A 20,650-nucleotide genomic window follows, 5' to 3' on the forward strand; every position below is an offset into this window, starting at 1 on the left:
TTCCGGCAAGTACATAGCAGCAGGCGAATGTGATCATCACCACATCTTCCCCTGTTATCTGTACCCAATCCGGCATCGGTTGCTCCATTGCTTAATCTGACACCTAAAATTTGGCACAAGATCAAAGAAAATTGAGAGCGGTTACGTCACACTTTTTTCGTTTGGGGCGCTTCGACCGACTTTTGCCGCGACCTGAAGATCATGTCCTTCGCGGCAATCACCGCACCAACCGTGATGGCGACGCAGGCAATGCCGACGGACCAGGTCAAGGCCCCGAAGCCGAAAGCAATCAGGAGCAGGGTGGACAGGAGCGGCGCGGAATAGGCAGCAGCCCCGAGCACCTGGATATCACCGCGTTTGACGCCGATGTCCCAGGTGAAGAATGCCAGTCCGACCGGAAAGGCCGCCAGCGCCAGAACCGAGGCCCATTCCAGCGGTGCGGCAGGCCAGACCGTTTCCTCCAGCGCCAGATGGCACAGGCCCGACAAAAGCGCCGTCATCAGGCAGAAGCCGGCCACCGCTTCGGTGGGCACCGCGCCGAGCCTGCGCGACAAAACCGAATAGCTGGACCAGAACAGGGAGGACGTGACCGCTGCGGCATAGCCGAGCATCGACTCGCCGGAAAATGCGATGCCTTCACCGCCCGTGATCAATAGAACCGCCCCGGCGAGGCCCAGAACAGTGCCGACAATGTGGTGCAGCCTGAGGGTCTCGCCGGGCAGCAAGGCTGAAAACAGCACGATCAGCAGCGGCCAGGTGTAGTTGATCAGGTTCGCCTCAACCGGTGGCGCATTGCGGATGGCCGTGAAATAGAAAAAGTGAAAGCCGAACAGACCGATCGTACCGAAGGCCCAGACCCCCAGGGGTTGACGCAGCAGCCTCGTTTTTCCGGAGGCAATCAGCCAGATCAGTGCGACCGTTCCGGAAAAGCCAAAACACAGCGTGTTCAACAGAAACGGCGGAACATTGCCCGATCCGGCTCCGAACAGGCCGAGCGTTGCCCACATCAGAACCGCGCTCAATCCGATTACCGTTGCCTTCAGTCTTCCCGTTTCCGCCATGACACTGTTCCGATGTGAAGTCGTCATCGCTCATGACATGGAACGGCCAAAAGCGAAAGGGCGTGTCAGGACCCTTGCAACGGAAAAAGCGCCGCAGACGATAATTGATCGAGGTCCTTGAAACCGGGCACGGTTTCGGGACATTGTGTGGCTCGCTTTACTCGAGTTTTATTCCGGGGAATTCATGACGACACCGCAAATCAGGGCTCTCGGGCTGGATGATGCCCATAAGCTTGCGCCGCTCATTGCCGAAAACGCCCAGGCCCTCAAGCGCGGCGCACCGCGTCGGCCGGACGACTTTTACGCCGAGCGCATCCTCGCAGACAAAACTGCCGAAGTCATCGGAGCGTTTGTGGGCGAGGAACTGATCGGGTTTGCGGTCTATTTTGACCTGCCGGAACTGATCACCGGCCTCAGGATCGGCCAGCTGGACGACATTTACGTGCACCCGGACCATCGCAACAAGGGCACCGGCCGCAAGATGATCGAAACTCTGGCAAACGAAGGTCAGAGCCGAGGCTGGCTGCATCTGCGCTGGATCGTGCCGGGCAAGAACACACCCGCGGTCGCGCTTTATGAAAAGATCGCCGAGCCGGACCACCGCAAAAGCTACGTCATCCCCATCGACCGGATTGCAGGCGATTGAGACGGCACCACTGCACCGCGCGTCAGAACCCCGCCTGAAACAGCGGCGGGATCCGGCCAACGGGCAGGAAGCCGACCTGCACCAAACCCTGGTTGATCGTTACCGGGACCTTGATGGTCCGAACGCCGTCCACTTCGGTGGCGGCCGTGTCCAGGCTCTTGACCACCCCTTCAAGCAGGGAAAAAGCCTGATCTTCCGGTGGAAACACGGGCTTCAGGCCTTGCAGCAGGTCAGCTGCATTGCCGATGGTGACCTCAAGCACGCCTGACAAGGTGCCGTCACCGGCAAGAACCAGATCACCGCTGGCGGCGGCGCGGCTCGCTTCAAACCCTGCTTCGGCCAGCATCAGACGGATCGGCAGTTCGCCTCCCTTTGCCTGCACCAACGACGCCAGATCAGCGCCTGCCATCAGCGCCATGCCACCCTCTATCCGGGCGTGGCCGCGCAGCATCAGCGACTGCGGCAATGCGGGCAGGGATTTCAGCGCCAGCCGGTCCACCGTCACAAATCCTTCCAGCATGCCGGCGACATCCGGAACCTGCCGCAAATGGACTTCGGCCTTGTCGGCCGCAAACGTCCCTTCCGAAAGGGTCGAGCCGAACACGGCCGCGGGCTGATCGACAACGGCGTCAAGCGCGCCGAGGGCGTCATCCGAAAACTTCATGCTGGCCCGCGCCGTCGTCCAGGTGACATCCCCGGACAGGCCGGCCACGGGTACCGACATCGCCGCCGGAGACGTGGCTTCGAAGATCACGTGGCGGGGATTGTAGATCAGGGCAACGGCGTTAAGCCCTCCCAGAGCCCCGGTGGCGCCAAACCTGTCCTCGGATTGCATGTCGCGGCAGGCGACCTCATAACGAAACGGATAGCCGGCGATTTCGAGATTGCCGCATGAAAGATCCAGCCCCTGTGTTGCCATGCGCTGGAGCTGCTGGTCGATCTGGTCTCCCAGTATCGAACGGCCATAAGCCCAGGCAGCCGACCAGCCCGCAACAACCACCACGATCGCCGTGATCAGCAGGATATAGCCGCGGCGGGACGGTTTGGGCGGCTTGGTCTCGGTTTTGGACACGATACAGGCTCTCTCTTTGTTTTGCAGTGACGACGCCGACGTCGCCTTCAAGGAATGCTTTCAGATCCTGGCGGCATTGAATTGACCGATACGGCTTGGTATCTCCGCATCTGCACGAACGTTAGACAGGACGATATGAGCGATTTTTGGGTCTTTGGCTACGGCTCTTTGATGTGGAACCCCGGATTTGAATTTCTACGTGCGGAGAGGGCTCTGCTCAGAGGTGCTCATCGCTCGCTCTGTGTCTATTCCTGGGTCCATCGCGGCACGCAGGAACGACCCGGGCTGGTCTTCGGGCTCGACAATGGCGGCGCCTGCCGGGGCATGGCCTATCAGGTTGCGGAAAACATATGGCCACAGACGCTGGACTATCTGCGTGCCCGGGAACAGACCACCATGGTCTACAAGGAACACCACCACAACATCGAGCTCGACGATGGCGAGAAGGTCGAGGCGCTGGTCTATATGGTCGATCACGGCCATGCGCAATATGCAGGCGCACTTCCTCTCGACCGTCAGCTGGAAATCGTGCGGGGCGCCGTCGGAAAATCGGGCGAGAACCCGGAATATGTCATCAACACGGCTGCCCATCTGGAAGAGATGGGTATCCAGGACAATGGTTTGGCCTGGTTGTCGGCCCGGCTCAGGGGCACCCCCGAAAACTGAGCGACTTTCAGAAGAACCAACAAAAGAAGAAGGGCCGTGCAGGTCGCACGGCCCCTTCTTGTGCCATTGCTGGCGCGCAGGCTGTTACTGATGCGGGAAGCCGGCCTTTGACGTACCGTTCCAGTCGCCGAGGAACGGCAGGATCAGAACATTGCTGTTGTTTTTGGTCTTGCTGATTTCGCGAACCGGAATGCGGTTGTTGCCATTCAGGTCTCCATACGCCTGGCGCGGGAAGTCGGCAGAGGCGGAGGCGTTGTTGACCCGGACAGAGGACCCGCCGGCCGAATTGAGCGCTTTCTGATTTGCAATCCGCATCTGTTCAATCGACACCGGCTCGTTGCCACTCAGATCGCCATAAGACTGGCGCGGGAAATCAGCGAAAGCGGAACCGATAGCAGCGGTGGAAACGACGCCAGCGGCCAGCAACGTGGTGATGATTTTCTTGGTAGTACGCATGATTAAGCTCCGTGTGTTAGGTTTATTCCAAATAAAGCGCTTTAATTCAGGTTGGCTTTATCGGGTCTCTTGCTGTGACACACCGGATATGGGAGCTGGATTTTGTGAAAAAAGAGACATAACTCGCCTGTGATCGTGAGTTTACTTAAAAACAATTCGATCACAGGCAGTTGTTATTTGTGTTACTTACAGTTTACTTGGATTCTGAAGGTCAGATCGATTGCCGGTCCGGACTATCCGGCCTTTGCCTGTTTCAATGCGTCGACCTCGGCGAGAACCGGAGAGGGCCGCTTTTCCTGGCGTGCTTCCTCGATCAACCGGTCGCTTGCCGTTTCAATGTCCGCCACCATTCGCTTGTAGAAAACGTCAGAGGGCAGACCGGGTTCGATCGCCGGCAGGATCTCGACAATGACCGTACCGGGATAGACCTTCCAGGACGACCGCGGCCAGTAAAGCCCGGCGTTATGAGCGATCGGCACGACCGGGCATTTCAGGTCCCGGTAGAGATGCGCGATGCCGTACTTGTATTGCGGCTCCGCCCCGGCAGGGCGCCTTGTGCCTTCCGGAAAGATCAGGATCTGGCGTTTTTCAGCAATAGCCTGTTTGGCGGCCTGCATCATGGCAGCCAGCGCTTCGGACCGTTTGCCCCGGTTGATCGGGATCTGGCGGAACTTGGCAGTGTACCAGCCAAAGATGGGAATCCAGCGCAATTCGCGCTTCAAGATGAAGGTCGGGCTGGAAAAGAGCGGGATCAGGGACACCGTTTCCCAGGCCGACTGGTGTTTCATTGCGGCGATGAACCCGCCCTCGGGCAGGTTCTCCCGGCCCCGGACTTCCACCTTGATTCCGGCGAAGACCCGCATCAGCAACTGCAGGATCCGCGACCAGGTCGGCACCACCCACCAGCCCCAGCGCCGCGGCAGGAGCATGACCGGTGAAAACAGGATCATCAGTATCAGGGTGACGGAATAGAACAGGACCTGAAACAGGGTAGAGCGCAGAAACAGCATGGCACCATGGAAACCGATGGGAACGTGTCACCGTCCGGCCGCAGTCTGACAGGTGTCAGCCCACGCCCTGCACGGCGATGCGAAGTCGGGCGAGGATATACTTCACATATTCCCGCATGAGAAGCCGCATCGTGTCGGGTTCCTGATACCAGGTGCCCAGCTTGAGGTCTTTGGAAAAGACCGGATAGGCGATCAGGTCGACATTCGGAAGCGCCCCGGAGAGCTCCGCCTGGGCCCTGGGAAGGTGATAGGCGCTGGTCACCACGAGCAGCGAACCAAAGCCGTTCTTGCGCACCCATGCAGCGGTTTCGGTGGCGTTGCCAGCCGTGTTGAGCGCGACCCGGTCAAGATCGACACTTGCCTTTTCAAGCGGGAGGTCTGACGCGGTTACAGCCGCCAGCTGCTCACGCGTTGTGCCCGGATGAACGCCGGAAATCAACAGACGGCTTGCCCGGCCTTCTTCCAGAAGACGCACAGCTTCGCTTACGCGGGCATGCCCTCCTGTCAGCACGACAATAGCGTCCGCATTCGCGGTGGTCGGGGCCTCGGCGCTGGCAACCTTATGGGCAAACAGCGCAAACTGGCCAAGCCCGCCCGCAATCAGGGCCGTGACAACTGCCACCAACAGAATGCGCAGACCGAACCGCTTCTTGCGCACAGGTGCAGGCGGATGCCCGAGCCTGTCCGGCGAGGTCGGACCACCGTCCTCCAGAGCGGGATCTATGACTGTGTCAGCATGTGTCATGGCGCGACTATGATAAGTGATTCGGCCAATTTCACGGCAATTGCCAAGAAAATCAATCCACTTTCGCCAGATGCGCCTTCACCGCCAGGCCGGATGTCAGCGCCGTCAGGATGGCAACAAGGAAGATGACGCCAAAAACACCCAGATAGCCGGGCAAGCTTACCGAGATGCCGCCAAACAGCGCCGACAGCTGATCGGACCCGGCCTGGCCTGCACTTTGCCTTGTCAGCATGTCCAGGGTGACAAAGGTCAGGATCGCGGCAATTCCGCCCGAAAATCCGCCCTTCAGCCCGAGCATCAGAAAGTGCCGCTGAAACTCCCGGGCAATGAACCCGTCTTCCGCCCCGACAAAATGCAGCACCGATACAACATCCTTGTTGCCCGCCATGGCGGACTGCGTCGCAAACACGACGCTGAGCACCATGGAGCCCATAACCAGGACCATGATGGCAAAGCCGCCCGCCACCACGGCCCCGGCCATGGCGGACAGGCGCGAGGTCCAGACCGAATGATCGTCGACACTTGCACCGGTCACGGTTTGCGAGACCTGGGACCGGAGTTGCTGGAGGTTCAGCAGTTCCGGGTCGCTGACCGTGATCTGGATGAGGCGCGGAACCGGCAATCCGTCCAGTTGCAGGCCGTCTCCCAGCCAGGGCTCCAGCAGAGATTTCGTTTCGGCGTCCGACAGGGCCCTGACTGCGGAGATCCCTGGAAATTCCTGTGCCAGAGCGACGGCCTTGTCGATCTCGCGCAACATGTCGACGCCTTCCGTCGGCCTGATCTGGATGGTGATCTCGCGCACCAGATCGTTCTGCCAGGCATCCGCGGCATCCCAGACAATGGAAACGGCGCCGACCGTAAGACAGGCGAGAAAACTCATGATGGCGACCACAAGCGTCAGCGCACGTCCGGCAACAGATTGCGGTGGCACGATTGCGGCAGCCGGCCGCAGCTTCGCCTCGTCGCCCTGCGCTTCCGGCTTTGCTTTGGCAGCAGATTTGCGAGCAGGTCGTTTGGAGCGTTTGGGACGCGCAGCCCGTCTCGGCGGTTTGACCTCGACAGAACCGCTGGTGTCTTTTTCGGTGTCGTCTGACTGGGACATGCTGCCGCCTAATCGAAAATTGAGAGGCGACCGTCCGCGAGCACCATGCGGCGGGCGTCCACCTGTTCCAGCAGCGCGATGTCGTGGGTCGCGATGACAACGGAGGTGCCGAGTTTGTTCAATTCAATGAACAGGCGCAACAGGCGACGAGCGAGAGGCGGGTCGACATTGCCGGTCGGCTCGTCAGCCAGGAGCACCTCCGGACGGGTGATCAGCGCGCGCGCAATTGCCGCCCGTTGCTTCTCACCACCGGAGAGAACCGGCGGCAGGACATGCATCCGGTCGCCGAGCCCGACCCATTTCAGAAGGTCGATCACGTCGGAGCGATATTCGGATTCATCCTTGCCGACCACCCTCAGCGGCAGGGCGACATTTTCATAGGTTGTCAGATGATCCAGCAGCCGAAAATCCTGAAACACCACGCCGATCTTGCGACGGAGCTTGGGCAGCTCCTGTTTGCCGATCACGCTGAGGTCACGATTGAACACCTTGATCAATCCGCGCGTCGGCTGCAGAGACATGAACAGCAGCCGGATCAGGCTGGTTTTCCCGGCACCCGACGGCCCGGTCAGGAACTGAAAGGACTGCGGCTCGATCTCGAAACTGAGGTCGCGCAGGATTTCCGGCCCCATGCCATATCTCAATCCGACATTCTCAAAGCGGATCACAAAAATACTCCTGTTGATGGACCGGTTCGCGTCTCGCTCTATAGCCTCGCCGTTAACGGTGCATTAATCATATAAAGGTCCATTAGAGTGATATTAATAGGTCCTGACCCAGGTGGGCCGAAAGTCCGACATGAAAAATGCTGGTTCTTGTCCAGAGTTTCGTGCCGAATTTCGCTCCCAAGGGACCTGTCAGGCCCCTTTGAGCATGCCATGACGAAAGGTCTTCGCGCATGAAGATCAAATGTCCGGACTGCAGTACGTCCTACGAAATCAAGGCAGAGGCCGTCGGCGCGGAAGGCCGCAGCGTGAAATGCGCCAAATGCGGCAACCGCTGGTTCGTTTCCCCGGAGGATGACGAAAAGGGCGACGTCGATCTTGGTGCCGACAGCGACGACAACGCCGCGGATACCGGCACCGATGATCCCGGCAAGGACGAAGCAGACTGGGCAGCTGATGCCGAGGAAGACACTGCTGGTGAACCCGACGACGCGCCGCCGGACGACGAGGACCCTGCCGATTTCCAGCCGGAACCGGCAACCTCCCGCGCCAGTCAGGATGAAGACAAATACGCCGCCGACCTGAAGGACGAGGCGCCTGACGACGATGACGGGCCGGTCGATATTGAATCCAGCGCCAAACGACCAAAAATCATCGTCAACCCTGACAAGTTTCGAAGAGACCATATCGGTGCTGTTCTGAGATGGCTTTTCCGGCGCAACTATCGCCGTCTCGGCGGCATCGCCCTTTTTGGTGCCGCACTTGCCGTCTGCGTGTTCTTCGTCGCGATGCGGGACAATGTGGTCAAGCAGTCCCCGGATCTTGCGAGCCTATTTCAGATGATCGGGTTTGATGTCAATCTGCGTGGGCTTGAATTCCGCAATCTCCGGACGTTCACGGAAGTGGAAGACGGCAAGAGGGTGCTGGTCGTCGAGGGCTCGATCCGCAATCTGCTGGAAGAACGGAACGTTGTGCCTGCCGTTCGCCTGTCGATCCGCAGCGCCGACCATCAGGAAGTCTATGCCTGGACCGTGGAACCGCGCACAAAATCCCTGAATGCACTGGACGAGACCCGGTTCAGGACGATATTAGCCGACCCACCAGCCAGTGCTTCCGATATCCAGGTCCGTTTTGTTGAACGCGGCAAACGGCAGATAGTTCTCGAGTAACCATGACCTCACATATTCACACCCTCTTTGATGAAGACGCCATCTCGCAGCGCGTCGGCGCGCTTGCAGAGGAAATTGCCGAAGGCAGGCCACAGAACCTTCTGGTGGTCGCTGTCCTGAAAGGCAGCTTCATCTTTGCAGCGGACCTCGTGCGCGCCATGCACCGTGCGGGGCTACAGCCCGAAATGGAGTTCATGCACCTGTCCTCCTACGGTGCTGGCACGGAAGGTTCTGATACCATCCGGATTTTGCGCGATGTTGAAAGTGACGTTAACGACCGCGATATTATTTTGGTGGATGATATCCTGGAATCCGGTCGAACCTTGTCCTTTGCCAAGGAGCGGCTGAAAAACCGGGGCGCCCGGTCCGTCAAGGTTGCCGCCTTGCTGGATAAGCCCGAGCGCCGCAAAGCTGCCATATCTGCCGATTATGTCGGTTTCGCCTGTCCTGATAAGTTTGTCGTCGGATATGGTATGGATATGGGCCACGCTTGGAGGCAGCTGCCCTATATTGGATACGTTGTCGTGCCCGAGGAGGGAGCGGCAGACGGCAAAACAGGAGAGTGAGCATGGCTCGCATTCTTCTTACCGAAGATGATGAGGCTGTCCGCAGCTTTGTAAAGCGCGCCCTGGAGCTGGACGGGCACACCGTCGAAGCGGCGGAAGACGGCGGCGAAGCCGTCGAGATCCTGAACAGGGACAAGGGCGGCTATGACCTCCTGCTGACGGATATCAAGATGCCCGTGATGGACGGTATTGCACTTGCTCTTCATACGGCGCGCGATTTTCCGCAAATGCCCATCCTGATGATGACCGGCTTTGCCGACCAGCGCGAACGGGCCAACGGGCTCGATTCGCTGGTGCACGATGTCATCACCAAGCCGTTTTCCCTGGCTGACATCCGCAAGGTTGTCCGCCAGGCGATCTCCGGTGAAACGGTGCAGGAAACACGCCGCTACGCGTGATGGCGCCGCCATTTGCCTAAATCCGTTTCAACCCCGCTCCGGCGGGGTTTTTTGTGCTCTTCACGCGTCCTGGGTGCTGGGCCGGAATGAACACACCGCCCGCTTTTTTGCCTTTCCTCACGGCTCATTGCCTTTTGGCGCTCAATTTCGATCAATCTACCGGGTCCTGATGCCAATGGCTCGGTACGAGCAATCCTTTGGAGGACCAAGGCCTGACAGACCTGCTCGAGCGCGCCTCCCGTCACCCCCTTCGTCGATTTGATGTTGCGGTAAACGGGCTTTTCTGCAGCCCGCCAAATGCGAAACCCACCCTGGAAACACGTTTTGCGATATCTTAACAGATTGATTTAGCTAGTAAAAATTATAATATGAATCATAGAATCAACTTTTTTGCCCCAAAAGGTTGCATTTCAGATTCTCCTGAGATAACTCTGTAATAACAACACTGAAAATTGTGACAATACTGATAGGGGCAAAGTATGAATAAGGCTATTTTCTATTCTATTATTTCTGCTGCAGCTTTTTCTACAATAACTATAACGCCTTCATTCGCTCAAAATCGGATTCCTTGTAATGTTTACTGCGTTGGCGCCTGCCTGGGTGCTCCGGACGTTGAAGGTTGCGTGAACGGTTGTATGGCATCCTGTAGCGAATGCGGGTATGTGTGTCATGTTTCCAACCTGAACAAATCTAACCCGGACTTCCTGAATAAAGTACCAGTTGAACTCACAAAGCGATTGGAGTTCAACACCAAAGACTCCAACGATTCTGTTTCAGAATTGTGTTCCTTTATCGGGAATAGAAGCAATCAGCCGGATCTTACATTGACTTCTTCGAACTTATATACTCAATGTGACCTTCCTCACATTGATTCTGACAGTCAGTGACGCAAAACCAACTCCATATATTTGATATATGACCTTGATCAACCAAAAAGGTTCTGTCTTACAGAAGCCGGATAGCGTCTTACACGGGACGCTTTCCGGCTTAACACCTCCATCGAGACCAAATTCCAGATACGCGAACACTGCTTTTCTTTGAGATTTTGAAGGCTGCAATTTAAAATTGCCATTGCCTTGAAAAACAGTATTTCTGCCGGAAAGAAAAACCAGATGAAAGCAAAGACAGGTTTGTTGGGAGCCATTGTCGGAGCAGCCTTGGTAGCCGGCTTCAGCTATTGGAGCTTCGGCAAGGCGTCCGGGCACACGCCGGCCGTCAGCTATGCTGTGAAACGCGGTGACCTAGAACTATCCGTCCTTGCCTCTGGAACACTGCGCCCCGCGCGGCTTGTCGCCGTTGGCGCCCAGGTTTCAGGCCGTATCACCGCGGTACTGGTGAGCCCGGGTGACGTGGTGAAGCAAGGCGACCTCATTGCCAAAATAGACTCCGTCACCAAGCTTCATGCACTGAAGAAGTCTCGGGCAGCCCTCGACTTTGTGGAGGCACAGCGGCTCGAAAAATCCGTTGCGCTGGACCTGAAGCAACAGGATCTGACCCGCCAGGAAGCCATGTATGCAAAACACTCTGTTTCCAGGGCGGATTACGACAACGCGGTTGCGGAAGTCGCCATGGCCAAGGCTCAGCTCAAACAACTGGACGCGCAGGTCACGGAAGCTGAACTTGCAGTCGAATCAGCAAAGGCAGATCTGGATTTCACGAAAATCATTGCTCCGATCGACGGAACAGTCCTGTCAATCGTGAGCCAGGAGGGACAAACGGTCAACGCTGCGCAATCCGCGCCCACCATTGCCATCCTTGGTCAGTTGGACGAAATGATCGTCCGCACGACGATTTCCGAAGCGGATGTGACGCGCGTGCACCCCGGTATGCCAGTCCATTTTTCCGTGACCGGTGCTCCTGAGGAGCGCTACGATGCGGTCCTGGAGTCCATTGATCCAGCACCTGAATCGATCAAGACAGACGGATCGTTTTCCTCTGCAAACGCCTCTTCAGGCAGCCAGTCAACGTCGGCGATCTATTACTCCGGAACCTTCAGGGTTAAGAACCCGCACGGACGGTTGCGCACCTATATGACCGCCGAAGTACATATTGTGCTCGAGCGGATGGAAGACGTTTTGACGGTTCCATCCTCGGTGCTCGGTCATAGAGCCCGCGACGGGACCTATGCGCTCCCCGTCGTGTCGTCGGACGGTCACCAGACCATCCGTCAGGTTCAGATCGGACTAAATGACAAGATCAACGCCGAAGTTAGGTCCGGACTTGAGGCCGGCGACCGAATCCTGGTCGGAACGCTGCATCGCCCACCACACTTTTAACGCCCTGTCCGAAAGCCTGTCAGGCCGGATTTCAAAGAAGGTGATCTGTGACAGACCCCCTTATTCAGTTGACCGGAATCCGGCGCCAGCATGCCGTCGGCGGTCGAATGATCTTGGCTCTCGACGGCATTGACCTGACAATTCAACAGGGAGAATTCGTTGCGATTGTCGGCCCGTCCGGTTCAGGCAAGTCAACCTTGCTGAACATCATCGGCTGTCTCGATGAGGCCACTTCGGGGGATTATCTTCTGGAGGGTCGGCAGGTCGCCACCTTCGAACCCGACCAACTGGCCAGTCTGCGCAACAGGTGCTTCGGATTTGTGTTTCAACGCTACCACCTGCTTGGAATGCTGGATACGCTCGCAAACGTGGAGATAGCTGCCGTCTATGGCGGTGCAAGAGCGACAGAGCGCAAATTACGGGCGCAGGCGCTGCTGAGGCGTCTGGATCTGCCCGACCGTGCCGGACACCGTCCGGGAACGTTGTCCGGAGGCGAACAGCAACGGGTGTCCATCGCACGTGCATTGATGAATGACGCCACGATCCTGCTGGCCGACGAACCAACTGGTGCTCTCGACACCCAGAATGGCGAAACTGTTCTGAATATTCTTCAGGAATTGAATGCTGAAGGGCGCACCATCGTGATCGTCACGCATGACAGACAAGTTGCCGCCCATGCCGGACGCATTGTTGAAATTCGAGACGGCAAACTTGTGAGCGACCGCAGTGCGAGCAGGAGCAAACCGGCCAAAGTTGAGCACGAGACCAGGCCGCCGCCTTCTCCTCTTCGCCAGTCCGTCCGGAAAAACACAGCGACAATGACGGAAGCCGTCCGTATGGCCCTGTTGGCAATAGCCGCCCACAAGCTTCGCTCCTTCCTCACAATGCTGGGCGTCATCATCGGCATTGCCGCCGTGGTGTGCGCCGTCGCACTTGGTCGCGGCACTCAGCAAAGTGTTCTGGCGGACATCTCCAGCCTTGGAACCAATACACTGGAAATATTTGCCGGCACCGGTTTCGGAGACACCCGATCAGCCAAGATCACGACGTTATCCGTCTCCGATGCCAGGGCGTTGGCAAAACTTCCCTTTATCGCCGCAGCGACACCCACCGTTTCGACCAGTGCGACAACGCGCTACGGCTCGATCGAAGCAAATGCCCAGGTTAGCGGCGTCAACGAGCAGTTTTTCGCCGTAAAGGGAGCCGTGCTCCGAGAAGGGCAGCGCTTCGGCGCTGACAGCGTGGCTGCGCGCGCACAGGACGTGGTCATTGACAACAAGGCACGTGCCACGCTCTTTCCGGATCCGCTGGACAGTCCCATTGGTAAAATCATCCTGGTCGAGGACGTCCCCGTAAGAGTGATTGGCGTCGTGGAATCCGCTGCAACAGGTTTTGGCGATGGACAGAGTCTTGTTCTCTATATGCCCTATACCACCGTCCAGACCCGATTTCTCGGCACAAAAACCTTGCGGAGCATAACCCTTCAGGTATCCGCTTCATTCGACACTGGGCTTGCACAAGAACTCGTAACGAAATTCTTGACCGGTCGCCATGGCAAGAAAGACTTCTTCATCCTGAATACCGACCACATCCGCAAAACAATCACAAAAACTTCGGGGACCATGGCGTTTCTGACAGCTTCGATTGCCGTCATCTCGCTCATTGTGGGTGGCATTGGGGTCATGAATATCATGCTGGTTTCGGTTTCCGAACGCGTGACGGAGATTGGTGTGCGCATCGCCGTCGGTGCCCGCAAGTCAGATATTCAGCGACAGTTTCTCATCGAAGCCATGCTGATTTGCCTGGTGGGTGGGGTATCCGGCGTTGTGCTGGCGCTGGCCTGCGGGTCTGCCTTCAACGCCTTGTCGGCAGATCTCAGCCTGATCTATTCACCGGCTTCCTTCGTTCTGGCCGTTGGGTGTTCAGCAGCGATCGGTGTCGTTTTCGGCTACGTTCCAGCCCGCAATGCCTCGCGGCTCAACCCGGTGACCGCCCTGGCAAACGGCTAACGCGCACCTGTGAAGCGCGAACGCAGACAAGAACCGGTGCCGGAATATGCGGCTGGTCCTTAATACCGCTTGAGCAGACGTTCCAGATAATCCAGTTCAAGTTGCGGCCGGGAAGGGTCGGAGAACCGCCGGCGCAGCTCTTCCAGAATGCGCCGTGCCCGCTGAACGTCGATCTCGTCCGGGATCTGCACCCGGTTGTTGAAGTCCGGCCCCTCCGTGCGCCGCGGGCGGCCTAGAGGGTCTTCGTCCATGGGAGAGGGCCCCTGCGGTGATCCCATGCCTTCCCCCTGGCCCATCATCTGCTCGGTGAGGCCTTGGGCACCCCGCCGCAGCGCGTCCAGCGCATCGCCCTGTTGGCCAAGTGCCTGCTGGCCCTGACCTTCGCCGAGCGATTGCTGGGCCTCGCCCATCGATTCACCGGCCTCGCCAAGCGCCTGGTTCTGGCCCATGCCGTTCTGGTTCAGCTGCTCCATCAGCTCCTGCAGCTGTTGCGCCAGGTTGCCCTGGCCCTGCTGCAGCTGCTCAAGCATCTGTTCCAGCTGCTCCTGGGTCATTTGCTGTTGCTGCCCTTGGCCCTGCTGCTGTTGCTGCTGGCCTCGCCGCTGTTGCTGCTGGTCCTGGTTGAAGCTGTGCGTATCATCCATCAGCTGCTGCTGGCGTTGGATCATCTCGCCCAGCTGGTTGAGCATTTCCATCATCTCGCTGGACATGCCGTTTGGCATCATCTGCGGCCGTCCGGCCTGCAGGTTTTCCAGCATCTGCTGCATCTGGGCCAGCAATTCGCGCGCGGCATCGCGGGAACCGGTCCGTGCCAGTTCCTCGATCCGGTCCAGCATCTCGCTGAGATCCTGCTGGTTGAGCGTCTGCTGATTGCCGTCAAAGGGCTGCATGGCCTGCGGGTTCTGGCGCATCTGCTCCGCAAGGGCCTGCATATATTCGTTCAACGCTTCGCGCAGCTGCTGGGTCAGCTTGGCGATTTCCTCGTCGCTTGCCCCTTCTTCCAGCGCCTTGCGCAAGGCTTCCTGGGCTTCTCTCAGCTTCCGCTCCGCCGCCGACAGATCACCGTCCTCGATGGAAAGCGCCAGATCCCAGAGAAGCGGCAGCATCGCCTTCAGGTCTTCATCGCTTTCGGCCCGGATCAGCTCACCATAGGCAAACCGCATGCCCAGATAGTTGCGCGGTTTGAAGTTGAACGTCTGCGGCGCCAGCATCAGGGCATCCAGCGCCGTGATCACCTGGGCATGGTTCTGGGCATCAAGCGCCAGGTTGCGGCGCTGTTCGACCACGGCCCGCGCCAGCGGCTTGCCGAAGCGGCGCTGAGGCAGCGTGATCCGGTAAGCGGGAGAAAGACCTTCCTGACCGGCCTGATCGCGGGCAGTCAGCGTGAGATCGACTTCGGAGCCCGCCCAGGGATGCGATGTCAGATCGCGGATCGTTTCCGCCGTCTTGGCGGTTCCCGCACGCGGTGGCAGAGACAGGGGGAATTGCGGCGCCTCCACAAGAGGGCGGGGCACGCGGTCGCCATGGTCCGGATTGGGCAGCGGCGTGATCCGCGCCTCTGCCGCCACGACGCCATAGTCGTCCTTGACGAGATAGGAGAACTTCAAGGCCCCGCTGAGCTGTTCTTCCGGGTCGTCCGTCAGCCGGATGTCCGGTGCGTCGTCCGGCCGTACGGCGAACACAAAGCTGAGCAGCTGATCTTCGCCATTCAGGAGTTCCACAACACCGGTTGTTTCCAGTTCAAGCCGCCGCTCGACCGGCAATAACTTGGCAAGCTCGGGATCCGTTGCCTCAGGCAATGCCTGCGGTTCGATCAGGCTGGGCTCGGCGTCATCGGCTCTGGCAAAGGTCATCGCCAGATTGGGTGCGCCCTGGCTTCTGACCACCAGAATGGATCCTTCGGGCACGGAGACCGGTGCGCCCGGCTCCCGCAATTGCGCGCTTTCGCCGGTCAGATAGACGGGCGGTTCGCTTGTGTAGAGCGGCGGTGTGACCCAGGCATCGAGCCGGGTTGGCGGTTCAACGGTCTTGAACGGGTTCTGAAACGCGGAGGTGAGTCTGCCAACACGGTCCCCGCCCGACACAGAAAAACCGATCACGATCAGGCAGGCTGCAAGAACCCGAAGGGCAAACGGATCACGGCGAAAAGCCTGCGGATCAGGCGCCTTGGAGCGGATGGTGGCTACGGCTTCTGCGGTCCGGCGCTGGTGCAGGGCCCAGATGGCCTGGCTATCCGTATTGTTTGCGCCGATGGACAGATCGTCTTCCAGCGCCGTCAGAGGGCGGTGCGCCTGCCCGGACGACTGCTCCACCCGGCCAAGGGCGTCACCGCGCGACGGCCATCTGAGGTGCAGAAGGTCGCGCGCCGCATAAACCGCAAATCCGGCAAACAGGACAAGGCCCAGTGGACCGGCCCAGGCCGGCAGGACAAGCCAGAGACCGAGCCAGGACAGACCGACAAACAGGCCGATAACCACGAGGATTGGCAGGACGGCCCGCCAGAGCCGCTCCACGAACAGCGCCCAGCGGCTCTGCCGGACGAGCCGGTCGAGACGCGCCTTGATGAAGGCCCGCCAGCCGTAAGGTTCTGGAGACTGTGGCCGAACGGGATCTCGGTTGCTGTCAGTCGGGCTCAATGGCACCTCCGGATTTTATCCCGGGGGCTGCCGCTCAATGAAGATTTGCAGCCCACAGGACCTGCCCACCCAGACTAAGGTGAGGCATTGGAGGCCATCCGGCAAGTTGTCGGTTCAACTAATTGCCGGAAGATTGTGTCACGAACCGTTGAGCCAGTCCGGAATCCGGTCGAGAGCGATCAGCTCGTCAAAATCTGTCCTGGGACGAACAATCGCGAATTGATCAGCATTTACCAGCACTTCCGGGATCAAAAGGCGGGAATTATAGGTGCTTGCCTGCACGGCCCCATAAGCGCCGGCTGAATAGACCGCCAGCATGTCACCGGCCATTACCTTGGGCATATCCCGGTCCTGAGCCAGGAAATCGCCGGTTTCGCACACGGGCCCGACGATATCCGCCTTGATTCGCGCCGTTTCCGCGCCTGGTTCGCTGACCGGGCGAACCTCATGATAAGCTTCGTAGAGCGTCGGCCGGATGAGATCGTTCATGGCCGCATCGACAATCACGAAATTCTTGTCGGCGCCTTCTTTCACATAGATGACCTCGGTTACCAGGATGCCGGCATTTCCGGCAATCATCCGGCCCGGCTCGAACATCACCTTGCAGTCCAGCTCGCGCACATGCTTCTTCACCACCTCGGCATAGGCATCCGGATGTGGTGGCGGGTTGTTGTCGGTGACATAGGGAATGCCCAGTCCGCCGCCCAGATCGACATGGTCGATCGCATGCCCCTGGGATCTCAGGTCCGCGATCAGGTCGCCCAGGCGCGAAAACGCATTGTCGAAGGGTTCCAGTTCCGTGATCTGGGACCCGATATGCATGTCGATCCCGGTGACCTTGATGCCCGGCAGCGCCGCCGCCTCGGCATAGACCTCCCGCGCGCGCTGCCAGGGAATGCCGAACTTGTTTTCAGCCTTGCCGGTCGCGATCTTGGCATGGGTCTTTGCATCGACATCCGGATTGATGCGCATCGACACGCGCGCCGTCTTGCCCATGGCGCTGGCGACACGCGACAGCTGCCTCAGTTCCGGCTCGGATTCCACGTTGAAGCACAGGATGTCTTCTTCCAGCGCGTAGGCCTGTTCAGCTTCCGTTTTGCCAACTCCGGAAAAGACAATCTTGTCAGCTGGTACCCCGGCAGCACGCGCCCGGCGCAATTCACCTTCCGAAACCACGTCCATGCCGGCACCCAGCCGCGCGAGCGTCTTCAGAACCGCCTGATTGGAATTGGCCTTCATGGCATAGCAGACAAGCGTCGGGATATCGTCGAACGCTGAGGAGAACACCTCGAAATGGCGGGTCAGCGTGGCCGTCGAATAACAGTAGAACGGGGTGCCGACCGCCCGCGCAATCTCTTCGATCGCCACGTCTTCGGCAAAAAGGGCACCGTCTCGATAGTCAAAATGATGCAAGGAACGCCCCCATGCAGCTGGATCGTCCCGTGTTTCCTCATGAGAAGAAACGAAACGGTTCGGATCGGTATTAAGGTGTCGGCGCAGCCAATTGGCTGTGAGTGCCGGGTAGTTACTGGATCAGGAAGTCCAACGGAAAGGACTTGTTGTTTTGCGGCGGCGCCGGTTCAACCTGCGCGGCAACAGCAGGGTCAACCGCGGTGCCTTCCTGCGCCGGCGGTGCGCTCGGATCGTCAAGCCCGCCCTTCCGGCCACAGCCCGCAAGGGTGACACTCAGGCAAAGTCCGATCAAAGCCAGGGATTTGAGCCGGGTTGTCATCGCCATCTTGCCCTTTTGAACCTGTTGGCCCGCCCCGGTTCAGGGCGGACTGCAATTACATTATCTGCGCATTGTCCTCGCATGTGACGGCGCATTCGGCAAGGGCCAAGGCGATTGCCTCAGGCCTTTGCCAGGTCCTTCAGCCAGCGGCGTGCCTGTTTGCGCACATTGACCGGCGACGTGCCGCCATAGCTGGTGCGGCTGCGCACGGACTTGTCGACCGACAGGACCGAAAAGATTTCTTCGGTGATTTTCGGCTCGACCGCCTGCATGTCTTCCAATGGGACCTTGTGCAGCTCGACGTTGCGCTCCACGGCGATCGCAACGATCCGGCCGGTCACATGGTGCGCGTCGCGGAACGGCAATCCGAGCACCCGCACCAGCCAGTCTGCCAGATCCGTCGCGGTGGAATAGCCCGAGCCTGCGGCCTTTTTCATGGCTTTGACCACAGGCTCCAGGTCCCGCACCATGCCGGTCATTGCGGCAAGCGCCAGGGAAATGCTGGCCAGACCGTCAAAGGCCTGTTCCTTGTCTTCCTGCATGTCCTTGGAATAGGCCAGCGGCAGACCCTTCATCATCACCAGCAGCGCCTGCAGCGACCCGTAGATCCGTCCGGATTTTGCGCGGACAAGCTCCGCGGCATCCGGGTTCTTCTTCTGCGGCATGATGGATGAACCGGTCGAAAACTTGTCGGACAGCTTGACGAAGCCAAACTGGGCCGAACACCAGATCACGATTTCTTCGGCGAGACGGGACAGGTGCATGGCTGTCAGCGACGCCGCGGCCAGTGCCTCGATCACGAAGTCCCGGTCCGACACGGCATCGAGCGAGTTGGCCGACGGCCGGTCGAAGCCAAGAGCTTCGGCGGTCATCTTGCGATCGATCGGAAAGGACGTTCCGGCAAGGGCGGCGGCGCCGAGCGGGCATTCATTCATGCGCTTGCGTGCGTCGCGCACCCGGCCACGGTCGCGCGCGAACATCTCGACATAGGCCAGCAGATGGTGGCCGAATGTCACCGGCTGTGCCGATTGCAGATGGGTGAAGCCCGGCATGACAACGGAGGCATGGGTCTCAGCCTTTTCGGCAAGCACCTGCATCAGCTCGCTCAGCTGCGCATCCAGCGTGTCGAGCGTGTCGCGCACCCAGAGGCGGAAATCGGTCGCCACCTGGTCATTGCGCGAACGCGCCGTGTGCAGCCGGCCGGCGGCCGGGCCGATCAGCTCGGCAAGACGCGCTTCCACATTCATGTGAATGTCTTCCAGCGCCCGGGAGAAGGTGAAGGTGCCGCCGTCGATCTCTGACAGGATTGTGTCTAGACCTTGAACGATCTTGTCGGCATCGTCCCGCGTCACAATGTCTTTTTCCGCGAGCATGCGCACATGGGCTTTCGAGCCGTCGATGTCCTGCCTATATAGCTTCCGGTCGTAGTCGATGGAGGCGTTGATCTCCTCCATGATGGCGTCCGGTCCCTCGGCGAACCGGCCTCCCCACATGCGATTGCTCATGTCCTGTCCCTTAGAAGGCGCCCCGAACGGGGTGTGAACGAATGACCAAGCCAACAGAACCCGCAAAAGCCCCCAGACGCGGCCTACTTGCCGCCGGGCTCGCCGGTGCAGTGGCCGCCGTAGCGGCTCTATACGTGATCGTTGGTCCGAATGGCAATATCGCCGACGCGCAAAGCTGTTCGGCCGCACTCGCGTCGGCCAAGGCTGCAAAGCCCTTTGCCAAGGGTGAAGTCGCCGCATTTCTGCCGGCCAGCCAGCCGCTCGACCTGCAGAACCTGACCTTTCTGGGTGACGACGGCAATCCACGGACCATGGCCGATTTCAGGGACAAAACTGTCCTCTTGAACCTCTGGGCCACCTGGTGCGCGCCGTGCCGCAAGGAAATGCCGGCCCTGGATGACCTGCAGGCGGATATGGGCGGGGAAGACTTCGAGGTGGTCGCCGTCAGCCTCGATCGCGGCGGCCCGGACAAACCAAAGGCCTTCCTGGAGGAAATCGGCGTTGGCAACCTGTCCTTTTACCAGGACAGCACCAATAAACTCTTGCAGGACCTTCGCAAGGTTGCGCGCGCCACGGGTTTGCCGACCACGATCCTGATCGGACCCGAGGGCTGTGAGATCGGAACCATGTATGGCCCCGCCGAGTGGGCATCCGGCGAGGCCAAAGCTCTGATTGAAAGTTCCATGCGGCCGTCCGGCACCTAAGGCCGGGGCGGCTGCCGTCAGACCGTGATGTCGACGGCGTTGCCGAGACCGGGGATCTGGCGCTGTTCGCGGCGATCCTGCTCCTGCGTCGCCTGGGCGTCGTCAAGACGCTCGGCAACCTGGCGCTCCTGCTCGTTCTGGTCCCGAACGGCATTGGTGGCCAATTCACTGCGAACGCTTGCGGCGCTGTAAGCGGCCGAAGAGGACGTGCTGTCCGATACACTCGCCATAA

20 protein-coding genes are annotated in these 20,650 nt (G+C 59.3%); 8 read left to right on the forward strand and 12 right to left on the reverse strand.

The genetic code is table 11. The features are described from left to right. Positions 1-146: 146 nt before the first annotated feature. Complete coding sequence (locus ACO6TG_RS14510; protein ID WP_422373855.1) at positions 147-1,061, reverse strand: DMT family transporter; 915 nt, start codon at positions 1,059-1,061, stop codon at positions 147-149. 184 nt (positions 1,062-1,245) lie between these two features. On the opposite strand from ACO6TG_RS14510, the gene ACO6TG_RS14515 reads away from it, so the two are divergent. After that, entirely contained in the window at positions 1,246-1,707 is a 462-nt protein-coding gene (locus ACO6TG_RS14515) for a GNAT family N-acetyltransferase (RefSeq protein WP_422373856.1), read from the forward strand. Between the two features lie 22 nt (positions 1,708-1,729). Here ACO6TG_RS14515 and ACO6TG_RS14520 read toward each other — a convergent pair whose 3' ends face one another. Next, positions 1,730-2,779 (reverse strand): DUF2125 domain-containing protein, encoded by a 1,050-nt coding sequence (locus tag ACO6TG_RS14520; RefSeq protein ID WP_422373857.1) that lies wholly within the window; start codon positions 2,777-2,779, stop codon positions 1,730-1,732. Positions 2,780-2,914: 135 nt separating this feature from the next. Here ACO6TG_RS14520 and ACO6TG_RS14525 point away from each other — a divergent pair, with 135 nt between their 5' ends. Continuing rightward, a complete protein-coding gene (locus ACO6TG_RS14525; protein ID WP_422373858.1) occupies positions 2,915-3,445 on the forward strand; it encodes a gamma-glutamylcyclotransferase in 531 nt (176 codons plus the stop codon). Between the two features lie 84 nt (positions 3,446-3,529). Here the strand turns inward: ACO6TG_RS14525 and ACO6TG_RS14530 are convergent, their stop codons facing one another. The 5 genes from ACO6TG_RS14530 to ftsE form a co-directional block, all read right to left on the reverse strand. Continuing rightward, a complete protein-coding gene (locus ACO6TG_RS14530; RefSeq protein ID WP_422373859.1) occupies positions 3,530-3,901 on the reverse strand; it encodes a hypothetical protein in 372 nt (123 codons plus the stop codon). A gap of 233 nt (positions 3,902-4,134) precedes the next feature. Continuing rightward, positions 4,135-4,911 carry a lysophospholipid acyltransferase family protein gene (locus tag ACO6TG_RS14535; protein ID WP_422373860.1) on the reverse strand — a complete coding sequence of 259 codons (777 nt, stop codon included), beginning with the start codon at positions 4,909-4,911 and terminating at the stop codon, positions 4,135-4,137. 55 nt (positions 4,912-4,966) lie between these two features. Beyond that, the gene (locus ACO6TG_RS14540) at positions 4,967-5,656 is read right to left on the reverse strand and encodes a YdcF family protein (RefSeq protein ID WP_422373861.1); all 690 of its coding nucleotides are present in this window, start codon (positions 5,654-5,656) and stop codon (positions 4,967-4,969) included. Positions 5,657-5,708: 52 nt separating this feature from the next. Next, the gene (locus tag ACO6TG_RS14545) at positions 5,709-6,758 is read right to left on the reverse strand and encodes a cell division protein FtsX (protein ID WP_422373862.1); all 1,050 of its coding nucleotides are present in this window, start codon (positions 6,756-6,758) and stop codon (positions 5,709-5,711) included. A gap of 8 nt (positions 6,759-6,766) precedes the next feature. Further along, the gene (ftsE, locus tag ACO6TG_RS14550) at positions 6,767-7,426 is read right to left on the reverse strand and encodes a cell division ATP-binding protein FtsE (protein WP_094073014.1); all 660 of its coding nucleotides are present in this window, start codon (positions 7,424-7,426) and stop codon (positions 6,767-6,769) included. A gap of 230 nt (positions 7,427-7,656) precedes the next feature. Between ftsE and ACO6TG_RS14555 the strand changes: the two genes are divergently transcribed. The 5 genes from ACO6TG_RS14555 to ACO6TG_RS14575 all read left to right on the forward strand — a co-directional run bounded on the left by ACO6TG_RS14555 (position 7,657) and on the right by ACO6TG_RS14575 (position 13,841). Then, positions 7,657-8,592 (forward strand): zinc-ribbon domain-containing protein, encoded by a 936-nt coding sequence (locus ACO6TG_RS14555; RefSeq protein ID WP_422373863.1) that lies wholly within the window; start codon positions 7,657-7,659, stop codon positions 8,590-8,592. Between the two features lie 2 nt (positions 8,593-8,594). Beyond that, on the forward strand, positions 8,595-9,158 hold the full coding sequence (gene hpt, locus ACO6TG_RS14560; RefSeq protein ID WP_422373864.1) for a hypoxanthine phosphoribosyltransferase: 564 nt from the start codon (positions 8,595-8,597) through the stop codon (positions 9,156-9,158). 2 nt (positions 9,159-9,160) lie between these two features. Then, the gene (locus tag ACO6TG_RS14565) at positions 9,161-9,556 is read left to right on the forward strand and encodes a response regulator (protein WP_094073017.1); all 396 of its coding nucleotides are present in this window, start codon (positions 9,161-9,163) and stop codon (positions 9,554-9,556) included. Between the two features lie 1,112 nt (positions 9,557-10,668). After that, the gene (locus ACO6TG_RS14570) at positions 10,669-11,832 is read left to right on the forward strand and encodes an efflux RND transporter periplasmic adaptor subunit (RefSeq protein ID WP_422373865.1); all 1,164 of its coding nucleotides are present in this window, start codon (positions 10,669-10,671) and stop codon (positions 11,830-11,832) included. Positions 11,833-11,939: 107 nt separating this feature from the next. After that, positions 11,940-13,841, forward strand: coding sequence for a MacB family efflux pump subunit (locus ACO6TG_RS14575; RefSeq protein ID WP_422373866.1), 1,902 nt, complete (start codon positions 11,940-11,942; stop codon positions 13,839-13,841). 59 nt (positions 13,842-13,900) lie between these two features. Here the strand turns inward: ACO6TG_RS14575 and ACO6TG_RS14580 are convergent, their stop codons facing one another. The 4 genes from ACO6TG_RS14580 to argH form a co-directional block, all read right to left on the reverse strand. After that, positions 13,901-16,477, reverse strand: coding sequence for a TIGR02302 family protein (locus ACO6TG_RS14580; protein ID WP_422373867.1), 2,577 nt, complete (start codon positions 16,475-16,477; stop codon positions 13,901-13,903). Positions 16,478-16,615: 138 nt separating this feature from the next. After that, a complete protein-coding gene (gene lysA, locus ACO6TG_RS14585; protein ID WP_422373868.1) occupies positions 16,616-17,890 on the reverse strand; it encodes a diaminopimelate decarboxylase in 1,275 nt (424 codons plus the stop codon). 112 nt (positions 17,891-18,002) lie between these two features. Continuing rightward, a complete protein-coding gene (locus ACO6TG_RS14590; RefSeq protein ID WP_422373869.1) occupies positions 18,003-18,215 on the reverse strand; it encodes a lipoprotein in 213 nt (70 codons plus the stop codon). A 113-nt stretch (positions 18,216-18,328) separates the two neighbouring features. Continuing rightward, positions 18,329-19,714, reverse strand: coding sequence for an argininosuccinate lyase (gene argH / locus ACO6TG_RS14595; protein WP_422373870.1), 1,386 nt, complete (start codon positions 19,712-19,714; stop codon positions 18,329-18,331). 41 nt (positions 19,715-19,755) lie between these two features. Between argH and tlpA the strand changes: the two genes are divergently transcribed. After that, on the forward strand, positions 19,756-20,418 hold the full coding sequence (gene tlpA / locus ACO6TG_RS14600; protein ID WP_422373871.1) for a thiol:disulfide interchange protein TlpA: 663 nt from the start codon (positions 19,756-19,758) through the stop codon (positions 20,416-20,418). Positions 20,419-20,435: 17 nt separating this feature from the next. On the opposite strand, the gene ACO6TG_RS14605 is transcribed toward tlpA, so the two are convergent. Beyond that, positions 20,436-20,648, reverse strand: coding sequence for a hypothetical protein (locus ACO6TG_RS14605; protein ID WP_422373872.1), 213 nt, complete (start codon positions 20,646-20,648; stop codon positions 20,436-20,438). Positions 20,649-20,650: the final 2 nt, after the last annotated feature.

The organism is Roseibium sp. (assembly GCF_965233565.1).
GTDB lineage: Bacteria > Pseudomonadota > Alphaproteobacteria > Rhizobiales > Stappiaceae > Roseibium.

Coding starts and splice junctions, on each gene's coding strand:
- ACO6TG_RS14510 (WP_422373855.1), bottom strand. CDS start 1,061: ATGGCGGAAACGGGAAGACTGAAGGCAACGGTAATCGGATTGAGCGCG.
- ACO6TG_RS14515 (WP_422373856.1), top strand. CDS start 1,246: ATGACGACACCGCAAATCAGGGCTCTCGGGCTGGATGATGCCCATAAG.
- ACO6TG_RS14525 (WP_422373858.1), top strand. CDS start 2,915: ATGAGCGATTTTTGGGTCTTTGGCTACGGCTCTTTGATGTGGAACCCC.
- ACO6TG_RS14530 (WP_422373859.1), bottom strand. CDS start 3,901: ATGCGTACTACCAAGAAAATCATCACCACGTTGCTGGCCGCTGGCGTC.
- ACO6TG_RS14535 (WP_422373860.1), bottom strand. CDS start 4,911: ATGCTGTTTCTGCGCTCTACCCTGTTTCAGGTCCTGTTCTATTCCGTC.
- ACO6TG_RS14540 (WP_422373861.1), bottom strand. CDS start 5,656: ATGACACATGCTGACACAGTCATAGATCCCGCTCTGGAGGACGGTGGT.
- ACO6TG_RS14545 (WP_422373862.1), bottom strand. CDS start 6,758: ATGTCCCAGTCAGACGACACCGAAAAAGACACCAGCGGTTCTGTCGAG.
- ACO6TG_RS14555 (WP_422373863.1), top strand. CDS start 7,657: ATGAAGATCAAATGTCCGGACTGCAGTACGTCCTACGAAATCAAGGCA.
- hpt (WP_422373864.1), top strand. CDS start 8,595: ATGACCTCACATATTCACACCCTCTTTGATGAAGACGCCATCTCGCAG.
- ACO6TG_RS14565 (WP_094073017.1), top strand. CDS start 9,161: ATGGCTCGCATTCTTCTTACCGAAGATGATGAGGCTGTCCGCAGCTTT.
- ACO6TG_RS14570 (WP_422373865.1), top strand. CDS start 10,669: ATGAAAGCAAAGACAGGTTTGTTGGGAGCCATTGTCGGAGCAGCCTTG.
- ACO6TG_RS14575 (WP_422373866.1), top strand. CDS start 11,940: ATGATCTTGGCTCTCGACGGCATTGACCTGACAATTCAACAGGGAGAA.
- ACO6TG_RS14590 (WP_422373869.1), bottom strand. CDS start 18,215: ATGGCGATGACAACCCGGCTCAAATCCCTGGCTTTGATCGGACTTTGC.
- argH (WP_422373870.1), bottom strand. CDS start 19,714: ATGAGCAATCGCATGTGGGGAGGCCGGTTCGCCGAGGGACCGGACGCC.
- tlpA (WP_422373871.1), top strand. CDS start 19,756: ATGACCAAGCCAACAGAACCCGCAAAAGCCCCCAGACGCGGCCTACTT.
- ACO6TG_RS14605 (WP_422373872.1), bottom strand. CDS start 20,648: ATGGCGAGTGTATCGGACAGCACGTCCTCTTCGGCCGCTTACAGCGCC.